Raw genomic sequence first — 25222 nt, forward strand, 5'->3', positions numbered from 1 at the left:
GAATGAGTAAGCAATTATTTGCTAATGAAAAAGTAATGAAACAATACCTAGGGGCTTTGTTATGTGAAGACGAGCCTGTAGATAACCTTGAGCCAGTCGCAAAATTACTTGAGCAAATGCCACACGACTCGCAGCAAGAACATATTCATTTAAAACCAAAAGAACAGATAAAAGCGGCAGAAAAAATATTTGATCAAGACTTACTTAATTCTGAAATTAAGCCGATAGTTGAACCTATTTTTGAAGCCGAAAAAGTTAATAAAGCCATTGACGATGAAGTAATAGAGCCGATAAGTACGATTACAGAAGAACCAGAACCACAGATTGTAACCACTAGCCAATCTGACTATTTTGATGGTGAATTTCAGGCATTATTTTTTGAAGTTGCTGGTTTAACATTGGCTGTGCCATTAAAAGCATTAGGCGGTATACATCAATTAGGTGAAGTAAATCATTTATTTGGTAAGCCAAAGTGGTTTAAAGGCGTTATGCTCAACAGAGAAGAAAAGCTTAATGTTGTTGATACTGCTCGTTGGGTAATGCCAGAAAAGTATGATGATAAATTAGAGGCGTCTTTAGATTATCAGTATTTAATTACCTTAGGTGATAGCCAGTGGGGCTTATTAGCTGAAAAGTTGATAAATAACATTACATTGAGTAAAGAAGATGTAAAATGGCGTACAAATAAAAGTAAGCGCCCATGGCTTGCTGGTGTTATAAAAGAAAAAATGTGTGCTTTAATAGATGTAGATAATTTAAATATATTATTAGAGAAAGGCTTAGATAGCCGTCAGTAGTAATGACCATTACGGGGTAATAGCATGAATCAAGATAAATTACTGTCAGCAAATAAAAACGCAGATAATAATGATGAAATTTTACAGTGGGTTACGTTTAAGCTAGAGGAAGAAACCTACGGCGTAAATGTAATGCAAGTACAAGAAATACTTCGTTATACAGAGATAGCCCCTGTACCAGGTGCACCTTCTTACGTTATTGGTATTATTAACTTACGCGGTAACGTTGTAACTGTTATTGATACTCGTGCACGTTTTGGTTTGTTAGCTGCTGATGCAACCGATAATTCTCGTATATTAATTATTGAAGCTGAAGAACAAGTTATCGGCATTTTAGCCGACAGCGTATCTGAAGTCGTTTATTTACGCAGCTCTGAAATCGATAGTGCACCAAATGTTGGTACTGAAGAAAGTGCTAAGTTTATTCAAGGCGTTTGTAATCGTGATAATGAGCTACTGATTTTAGTCGATTTAAACAAGTTACTCAGCGATGATGAATGGGATGAGTTAAGCGATATATAAGCTTTACCAAATAAATTATGCTGTTACTTAGTATAGCTATATCAGCGTTAGCGGTAGGTCTTATATCGCTTGCGCTAATAATTGCATTAAAAAACAAACAAGTGAATGAAATTAATGCTGTATTACAGCAGCTTAAAGATAGCTCAGAGCAAACTCATATTTTGCGAAGTGAAATTTCAGAGCTTAGAACAGGGCTTTTAAGTATTGGTAAGCGAGTGCTTGAGGTTGAGCAACAAAATCAAGATTTGATACAGCAACAAGCTGCGCAGAAATACGATGACCCTGATGCTAAAATTTACTCTCGTGCAGTAAAAATGGTTGAGTTAGGTGCGGACCTCGATGAGGTGATACGCGAATGCGAATTACCGCGAGCAGAAGCCGAATTACTGTTTTCACTACATAAACAAAAAGGCGCTTAGCGCCTTTTTAGTTATAAGCGTGTAAATAATCTCACGCTTTAATATTTAACTTACCTTGAAAGTCTTGCCAGCCTGGCGGAAATTGACCTCTTAATACATACGAAAACGCAATAAGCTCTGCAATTACATAATAAAGCTCTTTAGGGATTTCTTCCCCTAAGCTTAAATGCGACAACGTTTTAGCAAGCGCAGCATCTTCGTGGATCATAATTCCTTTTAATTTTGCCACTGCAATTATTTCGTCAGCTAACTCACCAAACCCTTTTACACTTACAGTGGGTGTGTTGCCAGCTTCGTATAAAAGCCCAATGGCTGACTTATTAATAGGTGTATCACTCATTACTAAACCTTAATATTAATAATTGCATGAGATTTATAAAATTCCTGATTATTTGCATCGCCTCGCTTTAAGTTGAGCTCTCCAACTTGTAAACCGTGCTTAGCTAGTTTGGATCTTAAATTATCTAAGTGAGGGTGAGCAATTGCGCTTACTTCTTGGCTCGAGGCTAATAGCTGGCAATCGAGTGCTTTATCCATTAACTCAGCGGTAATCTGTAACTGCCCAATCTGTGCATAATCAAAGTTTAACCTGACAAACCATACATTTTTATCTTCTAATTTATCTGCGCTTGGCTTTTTATATTGCCCCAGTGTTATTTCTGTTTGGGCGGCCTCAGGCGGCAATTTCATTGGTAATAAAAATTGTGCAAGCGGGTTTGTGTCAGGTTGCTGATTTGGTGTTGAAACACTTACTTGGGTAAGTGTATTTTTAACGTGTACGATTTCGCTAGCCAATGCTTGAACTTGAGCTTGCTGCAGTTGTTCAAGTATTTTTGCTCCCGCGTTTCCTGTTTTAAAAGTAGGTATGAGTACTTGTAAAAGTGCATCTAAGCCAGTTTGGTTATTAAAGCTTATCGGTGTTACTGATTGGCTAATTATAGGGGCTGCTAAAATACTCACTGCAACTTGTTCAAGTCCTTTAGTGAAGCTACTTTGTAGTATATCACCCGTTAATTGAGATGGCTGTAAGGTGGCTAATACTTCACGCTGTATGGTCGCAGGGTTAATATTATTACTAGAGACCATGCGATTAAATGCTTGGTTAATTAAGCGAGTTAAATCGGGCGTTTCTTTTATTGCTCTATTTGTAATATCAGTAATTTGACTACTTAAAAGCTGTTTGTTACCAGCTACTCTATCCGTAGGGATTGTGGCATCAGGAAGCTTTAATAATGTGCTTAATAGCTTTGCTTCTATTGGTTGTAGCATTTGACTACGAGAGGCAATATTAGATAAAGGCTCTACTAATGGGAGCATGTTTTTAATCGAGGCTGGGTTTACACTGTTTTGATTGTTGCCGTTTATTACTGGTTGCACTGAAGAAGTTGTTTGCCCTTTAGTAACAATTTCACTTGTAGGCTTAATTAACGTATCAACTTTACTGTTGGTACTAATATTCAGATCACTCAATTGACTCGCGTTTAAGCTACTTGGCTTAGCGCTCGCCACTTCGTTTTGAGTAATGTTATTTGTTATTGGCGTGTAGGTTGTTGCTGTGTTTGAAGGTGATTGCCAAACACTAACACTTCCTTTTATTTGCTGAGTTAATTGTACAAGTGGCGGGAGTCTTGAAAAGTGCTCTGATAAAGTATTGCTAGTATTACTATTTAACGCAGTACTTACATTTTGGGTAATGTTCACTCTATTTAACGGTGATACTGTTAATTGCATAACTAAGCCCGGCCTTTGTATTGCAGATGATGCAGACGGCGGCATTAACTCAGATTTATTTGCTGCTGCAAAGGGCTTACTTTCAAAATATTTAACTGCATCATTAATTCGCGTTTTTAAATCACTAAAGCTATTTTGTAGCCACGACTTTATTGGGCTATTAGGTGTAAGCAGTGGGCTTGCTTTAATAGTGGACGCAGAAAAAGGTATTTCAGGAACACTGCTTTTTTGAGCTAAAAGTATCTCGTTAAACGGTTTAGAAAATGAGTTATTAAGCGTTACTTTTATATTATTAGTAGCGGTTTTAATAAGTAATTTATCAGCCTGATTTACTAAATTTACTTTAATGGGGGTGTTGGGTAGCTCACTAACTTGTTGATTAGTAATAGGCGTTGTAAACGAACCTGACTTTTGAGGATGAGTCAAAATAGCTAGTTTAGGTGTTGCTTGAAGTTGCGCACTAGGTAATAAGGCCACGAGTAATTTAGTAAGTTTAGTTTGGCTAAGTGGTTGCGTATGAATTGTATCTGCAAAGCGATTAATAACATTAAGCTGTGCGCCTTTGTTAGTCGTACTAACAACTACTTTTAAAGGCTGCTCAGTTAAAAGTAACTGCGCTACGTCTTTATTTATGGCAATACTGGCGTTAAGTTTATCAATTACTAATTTTGGGGTAGGGGACATAACCACCTGTAAATCCATTGGTTTGCTTTGTACCTCAGTGCCCGTGCTTACATAATTTAATAAACGCTGTAATTGTACTGGTTGATTTAAAGTAAGGGTTGTAGTGTTTGGCGTGATGTTGAGCTGTTTGCCATCGGGACTAAGTTGTATGTTAGCACTGGCTATCTTTTGTAAATTTTGAGGTGCGCTTGTAGTGCCAAGTCTTAATGTTTGCCAATGTTTATCAATAAATACATCAAGCGTAATCGAGTCTTTCGAAAATTGAATGTTTTTAGCCGCAAGTACCTCATTAGGTAATTGCGATAACTCATTGGTTTGAGGGTTTGTCGATTGATTGATAACCAATGAATTAGATAATGTTATTTGCGTTGGCGTATTCATTATTTTAAATCAAGTTTTCTCTATTTTAAGTGAATCGATTTTAAAGCAATATTCGTATTACCCTATCATTATGGTAGACTAACGCCTAATTTTTGGCAGAGAGAATCGTCATCTTGTTACACATTAAGTCCGTCACCTGCATCAAGCAAGATCGTTGTTTGTTTGCGGATCTTAATTTTAGCCTTAATAGCGGTCAAATCATGCAATTAGCGGGTCCTAATGGGGCTGGTAAAACATCGCTATTGCGTATTATCGCAGGCTTTTCTGTGCCTGATGAAGGAGCTGTTTTATTTCAAGAACAGCCTATATCTAAGTATTACGAAGAGTATGCCAGAGAACTACTCTTTATAGGCCACAAAACAGGTGTAAATACTCAGCTTAGTGCAGTTGAAAATGTTAGTCATTGGTTACAAATTAATGGCTACATAAACCAGCCTGACTTGTATCCCATTTTAGCGCAACTTGGCCTTGTTGGACTTGAAGATGTACCGGTTAGAATGTTATCTGCTGGACAACAAAGACGTGTAGCTTTGGTCAGGCTTTGGTTAAGTGATGCTAAATTATGGGTACTTGATGAGCCATTTACCGCGCTTGATAAAAGCGGTGTTGCCTTTTTACAGCAGCGATTTACCGAGCACTTACTAAACGGTGGAACTATTTTGTTAACGACTCACCAAGACTTAACGACCCATTTTAGTAACTTGCAAACGGTTACACTGGAGTATCGTCACTAATGACTCGTCAACATTCTTATTGGTTGCTATTTAGTGCGGTATTTACCAAAGATGTAAAACTTGCGTTTCGCCAGCGCGCTGAAATTGTAAATCCTATTTTGTTCTTCTTAATTGTAATTTCATTATTTCCGTTAGCAATCGGGCCTGAGCCTGGTTTACTAGCGAGAATGGCACCGGGAATTATTTGGGTTGCCGCATTACTTTCTACCATGCTGGGCTTGGATAAACTGTTTAGAGATGATTTTAATGATGGCTCATTGGAGCAGTTAATTGCATCGTCTTACCCGTTATCGTTAACCGTACTTGCTAAAGTGGCTGCTCACTGGGTGGTAACAGGTTTACCGCTTGTATTAATGACGCCGCTATTTGCATTGTTGTTAAACCTAGAAAGTACGGCGTTAACAGCGACTGTTTTAACATTATTATTAGGCACTCCACTATTGAGCTTTATTGGCGCAATAGGCGCAGGGCTTACTGTGGGATTACAAAAAGGGGGTATTTTGATGAGTTTACTCGTACTGCCTTTGTATATTCCTGTTTTGATTTTTGCAACGTCGGCTATCGATACCAGCACCATGTCGCTGGATTATAGTGGGCAGCTTGCCATCCTTGGTGCAATGTTACTTATTGCTATCATTAGCGCACCAATTGCCATATCGTCAGCTTTAAAAGTGAGTGTAAGTTAATGTGGAAGTGGTTACATCCCTATGCTAAAGCAGAGCGTGCATACCAGTTATGCAATACGTTACTGCCTTATTTTGCCGTAGTTACTGTAGTTAGTATGATTGTTGGATGGGTATGGGGGCTTGGTTTTGCACCTGCCGATTACCAACAAAAAGACAGCTACCGTATCATCTTTATTCATGTTCCTTCTGCCATTTTGTCTATGGGGGCTTACTCATCAATGGCTATTGCAGCTGTTGTTGCACTTGTATGGCAACTACGAAATGCCGAACTTGCCGTTATTGCTATAGCGCCTGTTGGTGCTTGTATTACAGCTATAGCGCTTATTACTGGCGCTGCATGGGGTAAACCTATGTGGGGTGCTTGGTGGGTATGGGATGCGCGTTTAACGTCTGAACTTATTTTATTATTTTTATATCTTGGCGTGCTTTCGCTTTATCATGCATTTGAAGATAAGAAGTCAGCAGGGCGTGCAGCTTCTATTTTAGCAATTGTTGGCGTAATTAATTTACCTATTATTCATTACTCAGTTGAGTGGTGGAATACGCTACACCAAGGCGCAAGCATTACAAAACTAGACACTAAAGCAATAGACCCAAGTATGTTTTGGCCACTTATGGTTAATATTTTAGCCTTTGCTGCTTTTGTAGGAACAGTGACTTTAATTCGTCTTAAAAATGAAATTTTACAACGCGAAAAGCACCGACCGTGGGTGCGTTTGTTGTTAAATAAGGGGTAATTATGCAGTTTGACTCTTTTTCTGATTTTATTGCAATGGGAGGCTATGGGTTTTATATCTGGCTTTCTTTTGGTACATGCGCTCTTATTTTACTCGGTATTTTAGTGAACTCTTTAAGAGATACCAAACGTATTATGGCTTCAGTTGAGCAACAAATAATACGTGAAGCGCGAATTAAAAAAGCTAAACAGGAACAAGCCTCATGAATCCAAGACGTAAAAAGCGCCTATTGGTAATTATTGCCGTACTGTTTGGTATTGGTGGATCAATTGGTTTAGTGCTTTATGCACTTCAAGAAAATATTAATCTTTTTTATACGCCAAGCGAACTTATTGATGGCAAAGGGCCTAATAAAGAAAAACCATTCATTGGCCAAAAGCTACGTATTGGTGGCATGGTTGTACCAGGCACGGTTGAGCGTAATGAACAGAGCTTACAAGTAAGCTTTAAGCTAATTGATACAGGTCCATTAGTGACCGTGCGTTATCAAGGCATATTGCCAGACTTGTTTCGTGAGGGGCAAGGCATTGTAGCGCAGGGCGTATTAATCGAACCTAATGTTATTGAAGCATTTGAAGTGCTTGCAAAGCATGACGAAGAATATATGCCAGCAGAAGTTGCAGAGGCAGTTAAAGGTATTAAGCACGAAAAACCAAAATACAACTTAGATAGTGGTAATTAGCTATGATCCCAGAAATTGGTTATTTTTCTTTAACGCTTGCCATGGTGCTAAGCGTTTTACTGTGTATTTTTCCTCTTTGGGGCGCGCATACCGGTAATCTTCGATTAATGCGTGCAGCTCCCTCTTTAGCAATTGGGCAATTCGCTTTTGTTTTAATCTCTTTTGCAGCACTTATTTACGCCAGTGTAACGGATGATTTTACCGTATCGTATGTGGCATATCATTCAAGTAGTACGCTACCTTGGTATTACAAAATCACCTCTACATGGGGCGGCCATGAAGGCGCTATTTTACTGTGGTTAGTAATGCAAGCTGGTTGGACTGCCGTTGTTGCTGCGCGTTCTAAATCACTCCCTTGGGTGCTACGTGCCCGAGTATTGGGCGTACTTGGTTTTTTAGGTGTAGGTTTTATGATGTACACCTTACTACTTTCAAGCCCGTTTGAGCGCCTACTTCCTTATTTCCCGGTAGAAGGGCGTGATTTAAATCCGTTGCTTCAAGATCCGGGCATGATTATTCACCCGCCATTACTCTACATGGGTTATGTAGGGCTATCAGTTGCTTTCTCTTTTGCTATTGCTGCGCTATTAACTGGCAAGCTTGATAACACGTGGGCTAAATGGTCACGTCCTTGGACAATGACTGCGTGGGGCTTTTTAACACTAGGTATTACAATTGGTAGCTGGTGGGCATACTCAGAACTTGGCTGGGGTGGCTGGTGGTTTTGGGATCCAGTAGAAAACGCATCATTAATGCCATGGCTTGTTGCGACCGCATTACTGCACTCGTTAAGCGTAACTGAAAAACGCGGTGTGTTTAAATCGTGGACCGTATTACTTGCTATAGCAGCATTTTCATTGAGCTTATTAGGCACATTTATTGTGCGCTCGGGTATTATTGTATCGGTACATGCTTTTGCAACAGACCCTGATAGAGGCTTATTTATACTCGCCTTTTTAGGCATCGTTGTAGGTGGTGGCTTAGCGTTATATGCACTGCGTGTATCGCAAGTACATAGTGAAGGTCGATACAAGTTTGTATCACGCGAAGTGGCGTTATGGCTCAATAATATATTTTTAGTAGTTGCTACATTAATCGTATTGCTGGGTACTTTATTACCTATGGTTCATAAAGAAATGGGCTTGGGCAGTATTTCTATTGGCGAACCGTTTTTTAATAAGATGTTTGCAATAATTTTAGTGCCGTTTGCTATTTTGATGGGGATAGGGCCATTTTTACGCTGGAAGCAAAATAAATGGGCTTTCTTACAAAACAAAATATTAATGGGCGTATTAGCCAGTGTAGTGATTACCTGTGCTTGGTTGTTTTCAAGTTACGATTTAGTAAAACCACTTACGCTACTAGCCACTACGCTTGCGGTTTGGATTGCAATATCAACTGGGATCGACATTTATACTAAATCTGCTGTACACGGCACCTTAAAAGAAGGTTTAAAACGCTTAGGTGTAAGTTACTGGGCTATGGTGCTTGGGCATATTGGTATTTCGTTTGTTATTGCAGGTGTAACGCTTACATCAGCATATTCAGTTGAGCGTGACGTATCGATGAAACAAGGCGACACAGTTCAGCTTAACGAGTATGAATACCGCTTTGATGGTGTTAAAACTATTCGCGGGCCGAACTACAGTGGTCATGCTGGTGTTGTATCGGTGCTTAAAAACAATGAGCTAGTAACACGCTTACACGCCGAAAAGCGTAAGTATGATATTGGTATGCAGTTTATGACCGAGGCGGCAATAGATGCAGGCTTTACACGTGATTTATACTTAGCGTTAGGTGAGCAGTTGAGCCAAGGTGCATGGTCACTTCGCATTTATCATAAACCGTTTGTTCGTTGGATGTGGATTGGTGGTGTGCTTATTTCCCTAGCTGGATTTATGATTTTATTTGATAAACGCTACCGTACATCAGCTAAAACAGCGCGTAGAGCTGCATCGGAGAATATTTTATGAACCGTAAAATTTTAGCTATTGCGCCGCTTTTAGTATTTGCTTTTGTGTGTGTATTTTTATACCAAGGCCTTTTTGCTAATCCTCGTGAAATTCAAACGGGTCGGTTAGGTCAAGAAATGCCAGCATTTAATCTACCTGATTTAATGCAAGACAATAAGCCGTGGACTAACGAGTCTTTAAAAGGCGAAGTTTACTTACTAAATGTATGGGGTACTTGGTGCCCAACATGTTTAGTTGAACTTGGTTATTTAACTAAGTTACGTGAGCAAGGCGTTAAAATTATTGGGCTTTATTACGTACAAGGTTACGACGCTGACTTTGATGGCCCTTTTGATATGCAATCACTTCGCACCGAAGTGAGCGATATGCTACAACGTGCGGGTGACCCATATCAATTTAATATCTTGGATTTACATCGTACTTTGTCGTTGGATTTAGGTGTTTCGGGTGCGCCTGAAACATTTTTAGTCGATAAAAACGGCACTATTTTGTTGCATCACACGGGCGATATAAACCCGCGAGTATGGCGAGCCAAATTTGCGCCAATTATGCAGGAGCTTAAATAATGAAATGGTTACTACTTACGCTTAGCCTTTTTGTAAGCATCAGTGCGTTTGCAGAGCAAGATCGCTATCAATTTGATAACAACAAACAAGCAATATTGTTTGAAGAGCTAACTAAAGAGCTGCGCTGTCCTAAGTGTCAAAATCAAAACATTGCGGATTCTGACGCTGTTGTTGCTAAAGACTTGCGCGATAAAGTGCTCGTATTGGTTAAAGAAGGTAAGAGCAAAGACGAAGTGATTGATTACATGATTGACCGCTTTGGCTATTTTGTTCATTACGACCCACCAGTTACACCAGCGACTTTAGTACTTTGGGTATTACCTGTATTAATTGTCATAGTCGGCTTTGGTTTTATTGTTATTCGCCAGCGAAAAGCATCAGTAAAACAAACGTGGAGCAGTGACGACGAAATGCTGTTAACGAAGCTAATTGAACAAAATAAACGTCAGGAGCAAAGTTAAATGATTTTAATGTGGGCGTGTTTTGCTTTACTCACACTGGTTGCTCTTGGGTTTGTGATGTTGCCTTTTTTAAAAAAAGAGCGCGTTCAAACAATTACTCATAACGCCAATGCTGAGCTAATTAGCATTTATGAGCAGCGTTTAGTTGATTTACAAACCGATTTAGATAATCAGCGTATTGATACCGTAAATCATGCAGAATCAATTATTGAATTAAAACGCCGTTTATTGAATGAGTTATCACCAGAAAAATCACTAAACAGCAAAGGTAATAATCGTATTTTTGCTTTAACTGGTGGCGCATTTGTTCTTGCTCTAACAGGTGTTTTTTATGGTTTAACGGGTAGCCAGCAGCAAATTTCGGCTTGGCATGATGCAATGGATAATTTAGCTGATTACGGCGAGCGTGCTGTAATGCAAAAAGGTGAGCCGCTTAGCCAAAATGAGCTGCAGGCTTTTGCATTGGCACTTCGTACAAAGCTTAGCCGCTCAGGTGATGACGAAGTCGCTTGGATGCTACTTGGACGAGTTGCTATGTCGCTTAATGAATTTGACATGGCGCAGCAGTCATTTGATAAAGCACTTCGTATGAATCCTGATAATATGCAGGTACTTATTAGTTACAGCCAAGTTTTATTGCTAGAAGGTAGCGAAGCTAATATGACCCGTGCGGCAGGTATGCTCTCAAAAGTACTAAAAGTAGAGCCTACCAATTTAGATGCAATTTCGTTATTAGCACTCATTGCTTATGAGCGTAAAGATTGGCCTCAAGCCAAAGCTGCATTTGAAGTTTTACTTGCGAGTATGGAAAAAAATGATTCTCGTTATAGCATGATCTCTGAGCGTATTGCTGATATAGAGAAGCAAATGCGAGCGGAAGGTTCTGTTATGCCAGTTACTACAACGGGTGCTATTGCAGTTACAGTCGACATTGCAAAAGAGCTTATAGATAAACAGCCAAAAGACGGTATCTTGTTTATATTTGCAAAAGCAGCAAGTGGTTCGCCAATGCCATTAGCTGCTGTTAAACTCGCTAAATATTCATTTCCAATTACAGTTGAGTTGAGTGATAGTAGTGCAATGGTTGCAGGGCTTAACTTATCTAGTGCAGAAAATATTATTATTTCGGCGCGTATTTCTATAGATGACTCGGTTATGCCAAGTTCTGGTGAGCTAGAAGGTCATTCAGAGTCGTTAAAGCGTGAAAGTGTAAGTGACTACCAACTTCAAATTGATACATTAATACCTTAAGGACGTTAGATGTTAAAACACAGTTTTACTTTTTTATGTTTATTGATACTAGCCGGGTGTGCTCAAGTACCACAAAGCAAAGTAGATGACAGAGATCCGCTGCAAAGTATTAATCGTCCGTTATACGACTTTAATATGGATGTACTGGATGCTTATTTATTGCGCCCAGTTGCTGTAGGTTATGTTGAAGTAACGCCTGTACCGGTAAGAAATGGTATTGTGAATTTCACAGGTAATATTACAGCACCTGTCGATATGATTAATGCGGGTTTGCAAGGTAAGCCGGGTAATGCAAGTGTGAGCTTAGCGCGTTTTTTAGTTAACTCTACGGTTGGTATTTTTGGTATTTTTGATGTTGCCAGTTCACTTGGTCTTGAAATTGTAGATGAAGACTTTGGACAAACGTTAGGTGTATGGGGCGTGGGTGATGGCGCTTATTTAATGCTACCTGGCATGGGTCCTACAACAGCACGTAACCTGACCGGTGATGTAGTCGACAACTTTGTATTACCTGAAGTTGCGCTAACGACTCCACAAACTATTCTAGTGTTTGTTTTAAAAGCAGTTGAGGCACGTGCATCATTAATCCCACAAGAAGGGTTATTAAATGATTCACTTGATCCGTACTTATTTGTAAAAGATATTTACTTCCAGCGTCAAATTTATGAGCTGTACGATGGCAACCCACCTATAAAAGAAGAGCCAGCTGATTTTGATGAAGACTTTTTAGAAAGTTTATAATTGAAAAGCCACTCATAAAAACGCCAGCTAAATGCTGGCGTTTTTATTTGCTGTTTATATATTTAACCTGAACTCTGGATAATAAATCTATCTCGAGCAGTTATTTTCAGCGCTAACTACGTTGAATTTACTTGCAATAGGTCAACTATTGACGCGTAAGTTCGCCTTGTTTTCACTGAAAATCTCTGGCTAGAGAAAAATAAATTTAAATATCTTAACCAGAGTTCAGGTAGTTTATTTTTCGTTCACTACTAACTGCATTTGTTCATTAACCCAAGCTAGCGCTTCATGATAAGCATCGGGAACTTTTTCACCTAGATTTAGTTCTTTCGTTAGCTCGTTTGCAGCTGACCAGTTTGCTTGCTCGTAGTATTTAACTAAGTTTAAATATTTTGCTAGCAAGCCTTCATCGTTTAATAGCGCTGCTTTTATGTCATTAGAAAGTGGAAGCTTTTTCATCACGCTTTCCATGCTCTCATCCAAAATTGCATCCATTAGCGACATCATACCGGTTAAAAATGCCATGCCGGTATCTTTAAACTGCCCATGGGATATAGCGAGCAATTCAGCAAATCGAGCGCGCGTAAGCGATAGCCTTATTAGCTCTACAGGTTTATCTGCTGATACTTGTGCTGCAAACAGTAGTGACAATAGCTTTTTAATTTCGTTGGCGCCAAGCACTATAAGAGCTTGCTTAATGGTACTTATTTCTGCGCGTCTTGCAAATGCGGCAGAATTTGAATACCTAAGTAATTTATAAGATAGGTTTACATCACGTTCAAACACATCAGTGATTTTCTTAAGATCCATATCAACACTTGATGTTTCGTAAAGTAATTCAGCTAATGCCATTTCTGATGGTGGTAGAGCCTTACTTTGTACCATTTCAGGTTTTGAGAAGAAAAATCCTTGGAAATAATCAAACCCAAGCTCTAAAGCTTGTTGGTAAATTTCATAGGTTTCTACTTTTTCGGCAAGTAACTTAATATGTGAGTGCGGTTTTAAATCGTTTAGAACCGTTTTTATTGTATCTATATCGGATGCTAAAAAGTCTATTTTAATAATATCAATAAATGGGTAAAAATGACGCCATACAGGTTGATGAATGTAGTCATCAAGAGCAATAGTGTAACCTTTATCTTTTAAATCTTTAACGATAGCTAATAAACGCTTACCAGGCTGGATAGTTTCAAGTATTTCTACAACTATAGTGTCTTTACCTAGTAGTGTAGGGTAACCCTTTGATAGTGTTTCTAGGGTGAAGTTTATATAAGCAGGTTTATTGTCGGTTAAATCTTCTAAACCAAAATTAAACTGGCTACCCTCTATAAGTCGTGTTGTTGCTTCGTCACCATCTATATCGGGAAATACGTTATCAACGCCATCACGAAATAAAAGCTCATAACCGATAAGTTTTTTATCTCTATCTAAAATCGGTTGACGTGCAGCGTAAAAATACATAAACAGTTCCGTAAGAGTGATGTAATTGGGTATTGTAATAATATATGGCAAAAGATTCAAAATAGCATTACGTATATTTGCATGATTAATAAATTATCATTATAAATTAAGGTGTTTCTTCTATTTAATTTATTATATTTTACCAATTCGCTTTAAAATTATTCAACATGAGTATTTTTGTATCAGCTGGAAGCAACAAGTTGGAGATTTTATTGTTAGGCATGATATAGTCAGCGAGAATGGTTTTTATCCTAATAGTGTCTTTATTATAATATTTTAAGAGTCAATATTCGGATCAAGAGCCTGTTATTAATAATTATGCGGAGGCTAATTTGGAAACAGGAATGATTATTTCACTAGCATTATATTTTGTTGTAATGTTAGGTATCGGACTATATGCATATAAGCAATCTACTGGCGATGTATCAGGTTACATGTTAGGTGGACGAAATCTATCACCAAGTGTTGCTGCACTATCTGCAGGTGCATCTGACATGAGTGGCTGGATTTTAATGGGCCTACCTGGTGCGATGTTTGTTACTGGTTTTAGTAGTACATGGATAGCAATTGGTTTGGTGATTGGTGATTGGTGCTTGGTTAAATTACCTGTTAGTTGCACCTAGATTACGTGTGTACACTGAAAAAGCAAATGACTCTATAACAATCCCAGATTACTTCTCAAACCGCTTCAATGATAAGTCAAACTTATTACGTGTTGTATCTGCTGTTGTGATTATAGTCTTCTTTACTCTTTACACGTCATCTGGTGTTGTAGCCGGCGGAAAATTGTTTGAAAGCTCATTTGGTTTAAGTTATGAAGTGGGTTTATACATTACAACGGGTGTCGTTGTTTTATACACTTTGTTTGGTGGTTTTTTAGCGGTTAGCTTAACTGATTTCGTGCAAGGTTGTATTATGTTCATCGCGCTGATTCTAGTGCCTACCGTTGCATACTCTTTACTTGAACAACCTCTAGAATCTACTTTACATAGTGTAAATCCAGATATGCTTAACTGGATTGGAGCAGGCTCTGCATTAGGTATTATTTCTGCAATGGCATGGGGTTTAGGTTATTTTGGTCAACCACATATCATCGTTCGTTTTATGTCGGTACGTAGTGTTAAGGATATGCCTAAAGCTCGCCGTATTGGTATGACATGGATGATTGTTGCTGCCCTTGGTGCTGTTGGTACTGGTATATTTGGTGCTGCTTATACTTATGAAAATAATATTGTAGTTGAAGATCCTGAAACGATTTTCCTAATTCTTTCTGAGTTATTGTTCCACCCACTTATTGCTGGCTTTTTACTAGCTGCAATTTTGGCTGCTATCATGAGTACTATCTCATCGCAATTGCTAGTAAGCTCAAGTTCATTGACTGAAGATTTATATAAAACATTTTTACGTAAAGATGCTAGCGACTTTGAATTAGTTACTGTTGGTCGAATTAGCGTTGCATTTGTTGCCCTGTTTGCAATTTATTTAGCGTACGATAGAGATAGCTCTATTTTAGACCTAGTAAGTAATGCATGGGCAGGCTTTGGTGCTGCTTTTGGACCACTTGTATTGTTTAGCCTTTATTGGAAACGTATGAATTTTGCTGGCGCCTTATCTGGTATGTTAGTAGGTGCGTTTACAGTGCTTGTTTGGATTTATGGTCCGTTTACTATTAATGGTGAAAGTTTAAGTAGCTTTATGTATGAAATAGTACCTGGCTTTATTTTAGCGAGTATCGCAATTGTTGTTGTTAGCTTAGTAACAAAAGAGCCAGAGCAAAACATCACTGCTTTATTTGATGAAGTAGAAAAAGAGCTTTAAATAGCAATTACTATTCATTTTAAAATGAGTAGTAAGTAATACCAATCCGCGATAATACTTAATCATTTTGCGGTGCTAAACGTGTTGCTACCGGCGTTAAAAAATTATCATTTAGAACAACTAAATATCAAATTTTTTGCCTAGCTATCAACACGTTTTTCCACCCTCAAAATAGATCACTTAATTAAGCGAATTGGTATAATAAAAAAGGGAGCAACTAAGTTGCTCCCTTTTTTATTTAGTTTGTCCCGTCCGAGGAGAGGACAATCTACGAGTTAACTTGCTTTTTTATCGTTGTTATCTTCAATTGATGCAACGTTATCTGACTTTTTACTTTTTGCTGGCGCTTTGGTAACAACTGGATCTTTGCCGCCCTTTAATATGGTCATAAAGTCATCTTTGCTTTTCGCTATTTCTAAAGCAAGTGATTCAATTTGTTGCTCACTAAGCGGTACGTCTACCTTTTCTAGCATTAGCTCAAGTGATTCTGCTATATCGAGCATCTTGTCATAAGCATCAGCTTCTTTTTTGGTAGTAAACGTCATACGCTCGACTCCGTTTCGTTCTACAACATATTTAACAACAACAGCCATGATTTCTCCTGCAAAATTGCTTGGCACCGTGGTTTGTAAAAACCATTAGATTACTGTTTTTATGTACAGTAATGGTTTGGGCGTAAATTTGCAAGCGCGAAGTATTAATTTTTAGGTGTCTTAAATTTGACAAAAAACGGTAACTTTACTTTAGTTAAGCAATCACTTGTTGTACCAGCTGCATTTTCAGGATTTCGGATCATAGTGATAATGCGTTTAGGTACACTTTAAATGATGAGCTTTTCAGTTCCTTACTTTTTGGTTTTCCTGAGCAACATTCAAAATTAAGAAAAGAAGAATAGGGACAAGTTTGATGAAAACGTTAAAAAATTTATTCATAATAAGCTTATTATGCTTACTACCTGCAACTACCGTATATGCACAATTATCGGAAGTAACTAAGCAAATGCCTCAAGTTGAGACAATTAGTATAAATAATGCTGATGCAGATATGCTTGCTAAGCTACCGGGTATAGGTAAGAAAAAAGCGCAGGCAATTGTGGATTACCGTGAAGAAAACGGCGAATTTAAAAGCGTTAGTGATTTATCGCAAGTTAAAGGAATTGGTAAAAAACTATTAGCCAAATTAGAGGGGAAAATTTCACTTTAATAACAGTAGATAACAATCAGGGCGCTATGCGCCCTGATTAAATTGTTTTAATGCATCGCTTAAGTGTTTTTTAGCAAAGTTGATTTCAATAGGTGTTGTTAAAAGTGGGTAGCAAAGTCCGCCGAGTATCAAAAACGGGATTAATATCCAACCTTTAAATACCGTGAATATTAAAAATAGTGGACTTAGTAATATTAATTTAATAATACGCAGTAACACTTTATCAGTTGGCGATAACATACTTAAAGAAAGTGCTATTACGTCTTGGCGCTTGCGTACTTTTAGATGTTTAAGCTCATCTAATTGGCTTGAAAAAAATGTAAACATATCAAATCGACTTTTTAATTAATAAACGGCCAATAACTATAATAAATAGTGTTAGTGAGAAAATCCCAAATATAATTTCCATCCAAGCAGGCATGCTCAAACCAACAAACTGCCAATCTATATTTCCACAATCCCCGGTCGCCTGAAAAAAGCTAGGTATCCATTCATGTAGCGGCATAAACGATGGGAAGTTTGGTTCAAACTCACAGCTAAATGCAAAGGGGTCTGTGGTGGTTTGCATATCAATATGCTCGCGAGCAATTAAATATCCCCAAACACTCGATACACCCCAAATTACATACGCTAATATACGAACTGCTTTGCTCTGTGGTTTAGTCGAACCTACGATTCCTGCGCCTAATAGACCCAGTACGGCTGTACGTTGATATATGCACATTATGCAAGGCGCCAATCCCATTTGGTATTGAAAGAAAAGGGCGGTCACTTCAAGTAAAAAAACGATAGCTGTAAATAAAAGCCACGGGGTACGTTGGGTGGGTAATTGCGCAAGCCAGTTCATAAAAATTCCGCGTTTAAATAAGACGTTAGATTATGACCTAGGATAATGTATGCGGCAACAAAAAGGAAAAAAAAGCTACCGAAGTCGCTTTTTATAAGATGAAATTATTGACCACTCAATGCAGCCTCAGCAGAGGCTACATGACGCTCTACTTAGTTCCCATTGATACATAAGCTTAGTTATATCGCTTACTTATACAACATTGGTGCATTGCCTAAAAAATTCTTTAAAGTTGCGGTTAGAACGCTCTGTTGCATAGGTGTTCCTTTTTAATGTACTTATGTGTTTTAAGTTGATTAAGCTAGGTATGGTGTAAATAAAAAACACCAATAATTACAATGTACCTACAATGAATATTGCTCTGTATATTTATACATTGTAGCTATATTAGAAAAACCTAAATTTTATTATTTATTAATCTTTAATTTCTACTCATTTGCTTATTAATATACCTGACTTTACTTGTTAGTTATGCTTCGTCTGGTACAATCAGTCAGTTATTCGTGTAAAACGATGAGTGTTGATTAATTCGAGTGGGAACTGGATGAGAATTTTTAAAGCGAAAAGCCCAGCAGGATTTGCTGAAGAATATATAGTTGAATCTATTTGGAACGGCGATTTCCCTCCAGGTTCAATTCTACCTGCCGAGCGAGAACTTTCAGAGTTAATTGGTGTAACAAGAACGACCTTGAGAGAAGTATTGCAGCGTTTAGCACGTGATGGCTGGTTAACAATTCAGCATGGTAAACCAACAAAAGTAAATAACTTTTGGGAAACGTCTGGCTTAAATATTCTTGAAACACTAGCGCGCTTAGATGAAGACAAGATGCCAGAGCTGACAGATCAGCTTTTATCTGCACGTACTAATATTAGTGCTATTTATACACGTGCTGCAATTAAGTTAAATCCTGAACGTGTAATTGAAATTTTATCACAAAGTCATGAGCTAGAAGACACTGCGCAGGCATTTGCTGACTACGATTATAAAGTTCATCACGAATTAGCCGTTGCGGGTAATAACCGTATTTATGTATTAATACTCAACGGTTTTAGAGGCTTTTATTCAAAGATTGGTTGTCATTACTTCTCTGATGCCGGAACTCGTGAACTTGCACGTCAGTTTTATAAAGATTTAACAATCTTGGCAGAAAATAAAGAGCATGATGGTGCTATTTCGATGATGCGTAAATACGGTCATCAAACAGGTGAGATTTGGCAAAAAATCCGTGGCGATATGCCCTCAGATATAATGGATTAAATCTAAACGAGAAACCTGCATTTGCAGGTTTTTTTGTAGCTGTAAAAATTAATACCGCATTATATGAATTTTTAAACAATTTAATGTATTAAGCTTTCTTCAGTAACGTCAAAAGTTCTATCTAATTACAACGCAATTTACACTTCAAAATAGACCTATTATTCAAGCAGATTAGTGCAAGTTGTAAGTGTTCGTTATTTTCGATTGCTCACATCGTTAAATGCGATTGTTCTTTTGTAGTGAATAACTTTAGAATGCCAATTAATTATATGTGTGCGCTATTGGTTTTTAATTTTTAGCGCCCATATAAGTACCAGCATTGCGAAAGCAATTGAAAACAAACTCAAAATATTTGGAGAATAAAATGGGTGTATTAGTAGGCCGCCAGGCACCAGACTTTACCGCTGCAGCTGTTCTTGGTAATGGTGAAATTGTAGATAGCTATAACCTTCATGAAACAATTAAAGGTAAAAAAGCAGTTATCTTCTTTTACCCACTAGATTTCACGTTTGTATGTCCTTCTGAACTTATTGCATTTGATAAGCGTTTTGAAGAGTTTCAAAAGCGTGGCGTAGAAGTAATTGGTGTTTCTATCGATTCACAATTCTCACATAACGCATGGCGTAACACTGCTGTTGCAGACGGCGGTATTGGTAAAGTTCAATACGCACTAGTTGCAGATGTTAAACACGAAATTTGTAAAGCGTATGACGTTGAGCATCCAGAAGCGGGTGTTGCATTTCGTGGTTCATTCTTAATCGACGAAGAAGGCAATGTACGTCACCAAGTAGTGAACGATTTGCCACTAGGTCGTAACATCGACGAAATGCTTCGCATGGTTGACGCGCTAGCGTTCCACACTGAGCACGGTGAAGTATGTCCTGCTGGTTGGACTGAAGGTAAAAAAGGTATGGACGCAAGCCCTGAAGGCGTTGCTAAGTTCTTATCTGAAAACGAAGGCGAGCTATAATTTAGCCCTTAGTTTTAAATAAAAAACCGCCAATTGGCGGTTTTTTTGTGTCTTTTATTTAGAAAGAAAAACTTACTTTAGTGTACAAGTAGCGGCCACGAGGGTTATGCACAGCTGATGCATAACCATATAAATCGCCATCGCCATCACCAATTGCAAATGGTGGCTCTTCATCAAATAAGTTATTAACACCTAAAGATATTTTAGCTGACTCAGTAATACGGTACGACGTTTGTAAATCAACAAGCGTTTGCGAGTCAATCATACGTGAAGTATTGCTATCAAAGTCTAAATTGCCATCAAAGTCGATATCAGGCGTATCTTCAAATTCGCCTACATAACTGATATTTACATTGGTGTTAAACTCACCAATTTCCCAGTTGGTTGAGAAAATAAAGCGATGCTCTGGGTAGCCATATTCACCCGTGTAATCACGACCATCTTTTTCAAACTTATCCTGATATGCCCACTCTAAATTAAATTTAAGTAAACCTAAGTCATCAAGAGAGTGGTTATAGTTTGCTGAAACATCAACACCAGATACTTCTTGCGATGATAAATTTTTAAATGTGCTGTGTATTTTTTGTATTGTGCCTAAGCTTGCACCGCCTGTAGGAGCTAAACGAACACATACGGTACTATTTTGGTTACCACATTCTGCAGCATAAATAGGACCAAATTCTTCTTCATCGATTTTATTATCTTGAGTAATGCTCCATACATCAACACTTAAACCAAACTCAGCTGTTGGTGCCCAGATAACGCCCACGTTCCATGATTCTGACTCTTCTGCTTGTAAATCAGGGTTACCAGAGAACTCAATGTTGTAATCAAGTGCTTGGCAATCTAATCCTGTTTGTTCACAGCGCTGTGTATCAACAAAAAATTGGCTTTTTTGTGATGGACCTAAGCCTATTTGCGCTAACGAAGGCGCTCTAAAGCCTTGCGCCCAAGAACCACGAACCGTTACTTCATCAGTCGGTGCCCAGCGCAGAGCTATTTTTGGATTTGTTGTTGTACCAAAGTCGCTATAATCATCGTAACGACCGGCTAATTGTAGTTCGAGGTTTTCAGCAAGTGGGATTGAGAACTCAACATATGCAGCGTATTGTTCACGATCAGCAGAAGCTGATACTGATTCAGTACCAAATATTAAGCCACGTTGAAATTGATCATCAGGGATATCATTTACATCTTCTTCACGGTACTCAATACCGGCGGCCATCATTACAGCTTCGCCACCAAAACTAAACGCTTCACCTGTAATGTTAGCGTCAAAAGAGGTCATATGAGACTCACCGCGACGCACTAAGCTAGTTGTGATTCTGTCAATTACAGCTGGGTCGTTATATGTGCCACCGAATGGATTATAGTTACCGGCATCAATTTCTTGTTGTAAGAAATCGGTGCGTACCCAGCCTTGTGTACGATCGCCTGTTTGTAGTGATTTACTGCGACCTTTTTGTACCGCTGTCTCCCAGCTCCAATCGTTTATTTCGCCTTTTAACCCTGCAACAAAGCGTAAGGTGTCTGACTCAATGTCCCATTGGCGAGCGCCTGCATCTACTGTACGGTAACGACCAATTTGAATGTCTTCACCAAATGGATTGTTTGGGTGATTAGCGGGTACCGTAAGGCCTGCATCTTCATCAAGTGGTGTTGGTGCACCTGCAGCGACAGAGCTGTTATGCTGAACAGCCATTTCTAAAAAGCCAGTAATGCCGTTATCAAAGCGGTATTCAAATTGTGAAATAGTGCCTACACGCTCAGATGCTGGGGCAACATATCCATATGGGCCGTAATCAAATAAACAGCTACCACTTGAAGTTGCATTTTCAGCAGGACAGGCAGGGTCGATTGTTTTAACGCCATCCACATAAAAGTAGCCTGGGAAACCACGAGATGAACGGAAATCTTCACCACCATAAGGTGCTTGGTTTGCAGTGCCAAGGCTGCCCATTTCATCAGAAGAAAGAGATGTGTTTTTAAAGTAATCGATAATAACAGATGCACTACTTTTTTCGCTTGTTGTACCCCAAACTAGGCTTGCTGTTGTTTCTTCATAATTTGGACCATCCGTACCGCCATAGCCTAGGTTAATCTCAACACCATCAATATCTTTCTTTAAGATAACGTTAACTACACCCGCTACTGCATCTGAGCCATAGATAGCTGAAGCGCCATCTTTTAGTATGTCGATACGCTCAATAGCAGAAACAGGAATACTGTTAATATCTACAAATGAGTTGGTGATACCTTCAGCAAAGGCACTAATTGATACACGGCGACCATTAATTAATACCAGTGTTGCATCGGCTCCTAAGCCACGTAAGCTTACTGCAGCTGAACCGTTAGCGGTTGAATCTTGGTTGTTACCACGAGTAGAGAAAGTACCGCTACCTGCTACAGGCATTCTTTCTAGAAGTTGCTGTAAATTATCGTAACCCATGTTTTCGATTTCAGCTCTACCGATTGACTGTACCGGAGAAGGCCCTTCAATATCAGTTCGCTTAATACGAGAACCAGTAACCTGAATTCGCTCTACTTTTTTAGCTTCTTCTGCTGCGTAGGCTGTTGTTGTAAAACCTGCTGATAATGCGAGTGTTGCGCCCACAATAATGCTTGGTGTAAATGCAGTTGATTGCTTCATCCTTAAGTCCTTGTTGATATATTATAAAATTATTTGCTTAACAAGCGCGGGTATTAATATCATGTAACTTAAGTGTTAGCAATTAGCTTAATTTGTGATTTAAGTATTAGTTTCAATGCTTTTTTGTGGGTTTTATGACCTTATTTATACTTTGTTTTCTAGGTGAAACTAAGCGTGAATAGGACATAGAGTTAATAATTGTTATATAGCTAGATGAAGCCATGTGTGGAATAGCTAGTGATAGAAATAATTTGTAATAATTTATTTCTATAAATTAAAACTTATGTTTGTTTTTCTGCTTTTAATTTATTCAATTATGTAATACCAATTCGCAGTAATACTTAATCAATTTGAGGGGTTAAAGTTGATGCTAAAGGCATTGAAATTTTCTGATTTACGACTGCTAGATACAGGAGGTGGGGTAATGCAGGAGCAATTGCTGATAATGGCTAAGTAATACCAACCTGCATAAATCTTTGATCAATTTAACGAATTAAATTGCACTATAACGTCGTTAAAAATTTTTTATTTAGAACAACTAGATATAAAAATTTTTGCCTAGTTCTAGCGTAATTTTCTTAACGTTAAATAGACCCCATATATAAGCAGATTGGTATAACAAGTTTTGTCTTGTTATCGACACGATTTTCTTATCTCAAAACAGATTACTTAATTAAGCGAGCTGGTATTATTTGAGTTTTTATATAGGTGAAATTAAAAACGCCTAATAAATTAGGCGTTTTTAATTATGCTTTATGCTTCATTAAGCGTTCTTTTTCACGCGACCAGTCTTTATCTTTACCGTCTTCGCGTTTGTCGTGTAGCTTTTTACCTTTTGCTAGATGAAACTCAAGTTTTACCCAGCAGTTTTTCCAGTACATCGCTGTAGCTATTAAAGAATAGCCATCGCGCTCTGTAGCACCGAATAAACGGTCAAGTTCGCGTCTGCTTAATAGCAATTTACGATAACGTAGCGGGTCGCAAATTACATGGGTCGAGGCACTAATAAGTGGCTGAATCTGACTGCCAAGTAGAAATGCTTCGCCATTTTTAAGATGAATATAAGTTTCTGTGATATTTACTTTACCAGCTCGGATACTTTTAACTTCCCAGCCTTGTAGTTCAATACCTGCTTCAAACTTATCGTGTAAAAAATACTCATGTCGCGCTTTTTTGTTTAGCGCGATGGTATTACTTGTCGATTTTGATGAATTTTTCTTAGCCATAGTGCCCTATAATATACGTAATGTGAGATGTTTTACATCGATTTTTTTAATAATGCTTTTAAAAATTTAGCTTTAATTTAAGCCGCATGAAAATTTGGGGAAACGCGCAAAGCTTGCTAAAATTCGCCCACACAGTTGGGAGTGAGTATGCCACAAATAGAAAAAAGTGCGCTGGTTATGTACAGCACTAAAGAGATGTTTGATCTAGTTAATGATGTAGAAGCTTATTCACAGTTTTTACCAAATTGCTCAGACTCAAAAATTGTTTCACAGCACGATAATAACATGACCGCGAGTTTAGAAATATCTAAGGCGGGTATAAAAAAGTGGTTTACCACCGAAAACACCTTTGTTGATGAGCAAACCGTGTTATTGCGCCTTGTTGATGGTCCGTTTAAGACGTTAAAAGGGCGCTGGCATTTTCAAGAGCTTGACGCCAAAGCATGTAAGGTTCATTTGCACCTAGAGTTTGAATTTTCAAGTAAGTTAATAGAGCTTGCCTTTGGAAAGATTTTTAACGATGTAGCAAAAAATATGGTGAGTGCATTTACTCAACGTGCAAAACAGGTTTATGGAGCGCGAGTATGATTAATGTTGAGGTGGTCTTTGCATTACCGACCACGGCCACGTGTTTATCAATTGAAGTGCCACAAGGGACTACAGTCGAGCAAGCTGTTATTCAGTCAGGTATTATAGAAAAGTGCCCAGAAATAGATGCCACATCGCTAACGTTAGGTGTGTGGAATCGAACTGTAAAAGCTAACTATGAATTAAAAGACGGTGACCGTATAGAAATATACCGTCCATTAATTGCAGATCCTAAAGATGCCCGCAGAAAACGTGCAGAAAAAGCAAAAGAAGAGGGGCGTGCAAATAAAATAACGGGTGGTCGCCCACTCGAGAAGTAATACCAATCGGCATAAACTTCGAACAATTTAACAGATTAAATCACACGCTAACGTCGTTTAAAATGGTAAAAGCTTTTTAAGTAAACCAATAAAAAAGGTGAGCCATGCTCACCTTTTTTACTACCTGAGACGTTTATTGCTCTAGCGGTGTAGTAAAGTTTTCAGGTTGGTCATAATCACCTGAGATTGAAACTAACTTTTCATTTTCAAAGTTAATTACTAACTCTTTATTTTGTTCGTTTTTACGGCCTTTATTAAAGCTGTAAATATAGCGCCATGTATTGTTATCAAAGGCGTCCTCGGCAATAGGTCTACCTAATACATAAACAACTTGCTCTCGGGTCATATTTACACGAAGTTTTTCAACATCCGATTGCTCTAAAAAGTTGCCTTGTGGAATGTTAATTCGGTATACCCAGCTAGAGCAACCTGCTGCTGAGCTAAGTGTTAAAGCGACGATAAGCCAAAGAGAAAAAGTTTTTAACGACTGCATTGTTAGTTGTGATCCTTATTTTT

General features: G+C 38.3%; 27 protein-coding genes and 1 pseudogene. 19 read left to right on the forward strand and 9 right to left on the reverse strand.

What is annotated here, in order from left to right:
* Window positions 1-2 precede the first annotated feature (2 nt).
* Genes AAEY62_RS11440 through AAEY62_RS11450 form a run of 3 tightly spaced genes read left to right on the forward strand, consistent with a single transcriptional unit; the run spans window position 3 to window position 1738 of the window.
* Window positions 3-797 carry a chemotaxis protein CheW gene (locus AAEY62_RS11440; RefSeq protein ID WP_350634967.1) on the forward strand — a complete coding sequence of 265 codons (795 nt, stop codon included), beginning with the start codon at window positions 3-5 and terminating at the stop codon, window positions 795-797.
* Between the two features lie 24 nt (window positions 798-821).
* Window positions 822-1319 (forward strand): chemotaxis protein CheW, encoded by a 498-nt coding sequence (locus AAEY62_RS11445; protein WP_002959294.1) that lies wholly within the window; start codon window positions 822-824, stop codon window positions 1317-1319.
* A gap of 17 nt (window positions 1320-1336) precedes the next feature.
* A complete protein-coding gene (locus AAEY62_RS11450) occupies window positions 1337-1738 on the forward strand; it encodes a DUF2802 domain-containing protein (RefSeq protein ID WP_007585829.1) in 402 nt (133 codons plus the stop codon).
* Between the two features lie 31 nt (window positions 1739-1769).
* On the opposite strand, the gene AAEY62_RS11455 is transcribed toward AAEY62_RS11450, so the two are convergent.
* Together AAEY62_RS11455 and fliK are read right to left on the reverse strand one after the other, a co-directional pair.
* Window positions 1770-2078 carry an EscU/YscU/HrcU family type III secretion system export apparatus switch protein gene (locus AAEY62_RS11455; protein ID WP_350634968.1) on the reverse strand — a complete coding sequence of 103 codons (309 nt, stop codon included), beginning with the start codon at window positions 2076-2078 and terminating at the stop codon, window positions 1770-1772.
* A gap of 2 nt (window positions 2079-2080) precedes the next feature.
* Window positions 2081-4534, reverse strand: coding sequence for a flagellar hook-length control protein FliK (gene fliK, locus AAEY62_RS11460; protein ID WP_350634969.1), 2454 nt, complete (start codon window positions 4532-4534; stop codon window positions 2081-2083).
* A 113-nt stretch (window positions 4535-4647) separates the two neighbouring features.
* Here fliK and ccmA point away from each other — a divergent pair, with 113 nt between their 5' ends.
* The 10 genes from ccmA to AAEY62_RS11510 are packed head-to-tail and all read left to right on the forward strand — an operon-like array spanning window position 4648 to window position 12365.
* Window positions 4648-5268, forward strand: a complete 621-nt coding sequence (ccmA, locus tag AAEY62_RS11465) for a cytochrome c biogenesis heme-transporting ATPase CcmA (protein WP_350634970.1) — start codon at window positions 4648-4650, stop codon at window positions 5266-5268.
* Window positions 5268-5954 carry a heme exporter protein CcmB gene (ccmB, locus tag AAEY62_RS11470; RefSeq protein ID WP_002959286.1) on the forward strand — a complete coding sequence of 229 codons (687 nt, stop codon included), beginning with the start codon at window positions 5268-5270 and terminating at the stop codon, window positions 5952-5954. The genes ccmA and ccmB overlap by 1 nt, the downstream gene beginning before the upstream one ends.
* A complete protein-coding gene (locus AAEY62_RS11475; protein ID WP_007585844.1) occupies window positions 5954-6691 on the forward strand; it encodes a heme ABC transporter permease in 738 nt (245 codons plus the stop codon). Before ccmB ends, AAEY62_RS11475 begins: the two co-directional genes overlap by 1 nt.
* A gap of 2 nt (window positions 6692-6693) precedes the next feature.
* Window positions 6694-6897: a heme exporter protein CcmD gene (gene ccmD, locus AAEY62_RS11480; RefSeq protein ID WP_007585846.1), complete on the forward strand. Its 204-nt coding sequence runs from the start codon at window positions 6694-6696 to the stop codon at window positions 6895-6897.
* Entirely contained in the window at window positions 6894-7373 is a 480-nt protein-coding gene (gene ccmE / locus AAEY62_RS11485) for a cytochrome c maturation protein CcmE (protein WP_007585848.1), read from the forward strand. Before ccmD ends, ccmE begins: the two co-directional genes overlap by 4 nt.
* Window positions 7374-7375: 2 nt before the next feature.
* Window positions 7376-9346, forward strand: a complete 1971-nt coding sequence (locus tag AAEY62_RS11490; protein ID WP_350634971.1) for a heme lyase CcmF/NrfE family subunit — start codon at window positions 7376-7378, stop codon at window positions 9344-9346.
* Window positions 9343-9912 (forward strand): redoxin family protein, encoded by a 570-nt coding sequence (locus tag AAEY62_RS11495; RefSeq protein WP_007585852.1) that lies wholly within the window; start codon window positions 9343-9345, stop codon window positions 9910-9912. The genes AAEY62_RS11490 and AAEY62_RS11495 overlap by 4 nt, the downstream gene beginning before the upstream one ends.
* Window positions 9912-10373, forward strand: a complete 462-nt coding sequence (locus AAEY62_RS11500) for a cytochrome c-type biogenesis protein (protein ID WP_024589930.1) — start codon at window positions 9912-9914, stop codon at window positions 10371-10373. The genes AAEY62_RS11495 and AAEY62_RS11500 overlap by 1 nt, the downstream gene beginning before the upstream one ends.
* Entirely contained in the window at window positions 10374-11624 is a 1251-nt protein-coding gene (gene ccmI, locus AAEY62_RS11505) for a c-type cytochrome biogenesis protein CcmI (protein ID WP_024589929.1), read from the forward strand.
* A gap of 9 nt (window positions 11625-11633) precedes the next feature.
* Window positions 11634-12365 carry an MlaA family lipoprotein gene (locus AAEY62_RS11510; protein ID WP_007585858.1) on the forward strand — a complete coding sequence of 244 codons (732 nt, stop codon included), beginning with the start codon at window positions 11634-11636 and terminating at the stop codon, window positions 12363-12365.
* A 234-nt stretch (window positions 12366-12599) separates the two neighbouring features.
* Here the strand turns inward: AAEY62_RS11510 and AAEY62_RS11515 are convergent, their stop codons facing one another.
* Window positions 12600-13826 carry an EAL and HDOD domain-containing protein gene (locus tag AAEY62_RS11515; protein WP_007584100.1) on the reverse strand — a complete coding sequence of 409 codons (1227 nt, stop codon included), beginning with the start codon at window positions 13824-13826 and terminating at the stop codon, window positions 12600-12602.
* A gap of 332 nt (window positions 13827-14158) precedes the next feature.
* On the opposite strand from AAEY62_RS11515, the pseudogene putP reads away from it, so the two are divergent.
* A pseudogene (gene putP, locus AAEY62_RS11520) lies at window positions 14159-15644 on the forward strand (sodium/proline symporter PutP).
* Window positions 15645-15919: 275 nt separating this feature from the next.
* Here the strand turns inward: putP and AAEY62_RS11525 are convergent.
* On the reverse strand, window positions 15920-16237 hold the full coding sequence (locus tag AAEY62_RS11525) for a YebG family protein (protein ID WP_007584105.1): 318 nt from the start codon (window positions 16235-16237) through the stop codon (window positions 15920-15922).
* Window positions 16238-16550: 313 nt separating this feature from the next.
* On the opposite strand from AAEY62_RS11525, the gene AAEY62_RS11530 reads away from it, so the two are divergent.
* A complete protein-coding gene (locus AAEY62_RS11530; protein WP_024589927.1) occupies window positions 16551-16847 on the forward strand; it encodes a ComEA family DNA-binding protein in 297 nt (98 codons plus the stop codon).
* A gap of 24 nt (window positions 16848-16871) precedes the next feature.
* On the opposite strand, the gene AAEY62_RS11535 is transcribed toward AAEY62_RS11530, so the two are convergent.
* Both AAEY62_RS11535 and dsbB read right to left on the reverse strand, forming a co-directional pair.
* Entirely contained in the window at window positions 16872-17174 is a 303-nt protein-coding gene (locus AAEY62_RS11535; protein WP_010553884.1) for a DUF6170 family protein, read from the reverse strand.
* A 1-nt stretch (window position 17175) separates the two neighbouring features.
* Window positions 17176-17694 carry a disulfide bond formation protein DsbB gene (gene dsbB, locus AAEY62_RS11540; protein WP_007584117.1) on the reverse strand — a complete coding sequence of 173 codons (519 nt, stop codon included), beginning with the start codon at window positions 17692-17694 and terminating at the stop codon, window positions 17176-17178.
* 544 nt (window positions 17695-18238) lie between these two features.
* On the opposite strand from dsbB, the gene fadR reads away from it, so the two are divergent.
* On the forward strand, window positions 18239-18952 hold the full coding sequence (fadR, locus tag AAEY62_RS11545) for a fatty acid metabolism transcriptional regulator FadR (RefSeq protein WP_004335692.1): 714 nt from the start codon (window positions 18239-18241) through the stop codon (window positions 18950-18952).
* A gap of 364 nt (window positions 18953-19316) precedes the next feature.
* Window positions 19317-19922 carry a peroxiredoxin gene (locus AAEY62_RS11550; RefSeq protein ID WP_007378637.1) on the forward strand — a complete coding sequence of 202 codons (606 nt, stop codon included), beginning with the start codon at window positions 19317-19319 and terminating at the stop codon, window positions 19920-19922.
* Between the two features lie 58 nt (window positions 19923-19980).
* Here the strand turns inward: AAEY62_RS11550 and AAEY62_RS11555 are convergent, their stop codons facing one another.
* Both AAEY62_RS11555 and smpB read right to left on the reverse strand, forming a co-directional pair.
* A complete protein-coding gene (locus AAEY62_RS11555) occupies window positions 19981-22572 on the reverse strand; it encodes a TonB-dependent receptor (protein ID WP_350634972.1) in 2592 nt (863 codons plus the stop codon).
* Between the two features lie 746 nt (window positions 22573-23318).
* On the reverse strand, window positions 23319-23798 hold the full coding sequence (gene smpB, locus AAEY62_RS11560; protein WP_024599180.1) for an SsrA-binding protein SmpB: 480 nt from the start codon (window positions 23796-23798) through the stop codon (window positions 23319-23321).
* A 147-nt stretch (window positions 23799-23945) separates the two neighbouring features.
* Between smpB and AAEY62_RS11565 the strand changes: the two genes are divergently transcribed.
* Both AAEY62_RS11565 and AAEY62_RS11570 read left to right on the forward strand, forming a co-directional pair.
* Complete coding sequence (locus AAEY62_RS11565; protein ID WP_007584120.1) at window positions 23946-24386, forward strand: type II toxin-antitoxin system RatA family toxin; 441 nt, start codon at window positions 23946-23948, stop codon at window positions 24384-24386.
* Window positions 24383-24706, forward strand: coding sequence for an RnfH family protein (locus tag AAEY62_RS11570; RefSeq protein WP_007584122.1), 324 nt, complete (start codon window positions 24383-24385; stop codon window positions 24704-24706). The genes AAEY62_RS11565 and AAEY62_RS11570 overlap by 4 nt, the downstream gene beginning before the upstream one ends.
* Window positions 24707-24839: 133 nt before the next feature.
* On the opposite strand, the gene AAEY62_RS11575 is transcribed toward AAEY62_RS11570, so the two are convergent.
* Entirely contained in the window at window positions 24840-25199 is a 360-nt protein-coding gene (locus tag AAEY62_RS11575) for an outer membrane protein assembly factor BamE (protein ID WP_004335706.1), read from the reverse strand.
* Window positions 25200-25222: the final 23 nt, after the last annotated feature.

Origin of the sequence: Pseudoalteromonas sp. GW168-MNA-CIBAN-0100 (genome assembly GCF_040309225.1) — a bacterium.
Classification (GTDB): Bacteria; Pseudomonadota; Gammaproteobacteria; order Enterobacterales; family Alteromonadaceae; genus Pseudoalteromonas; species Pseudoalteromonas arctica.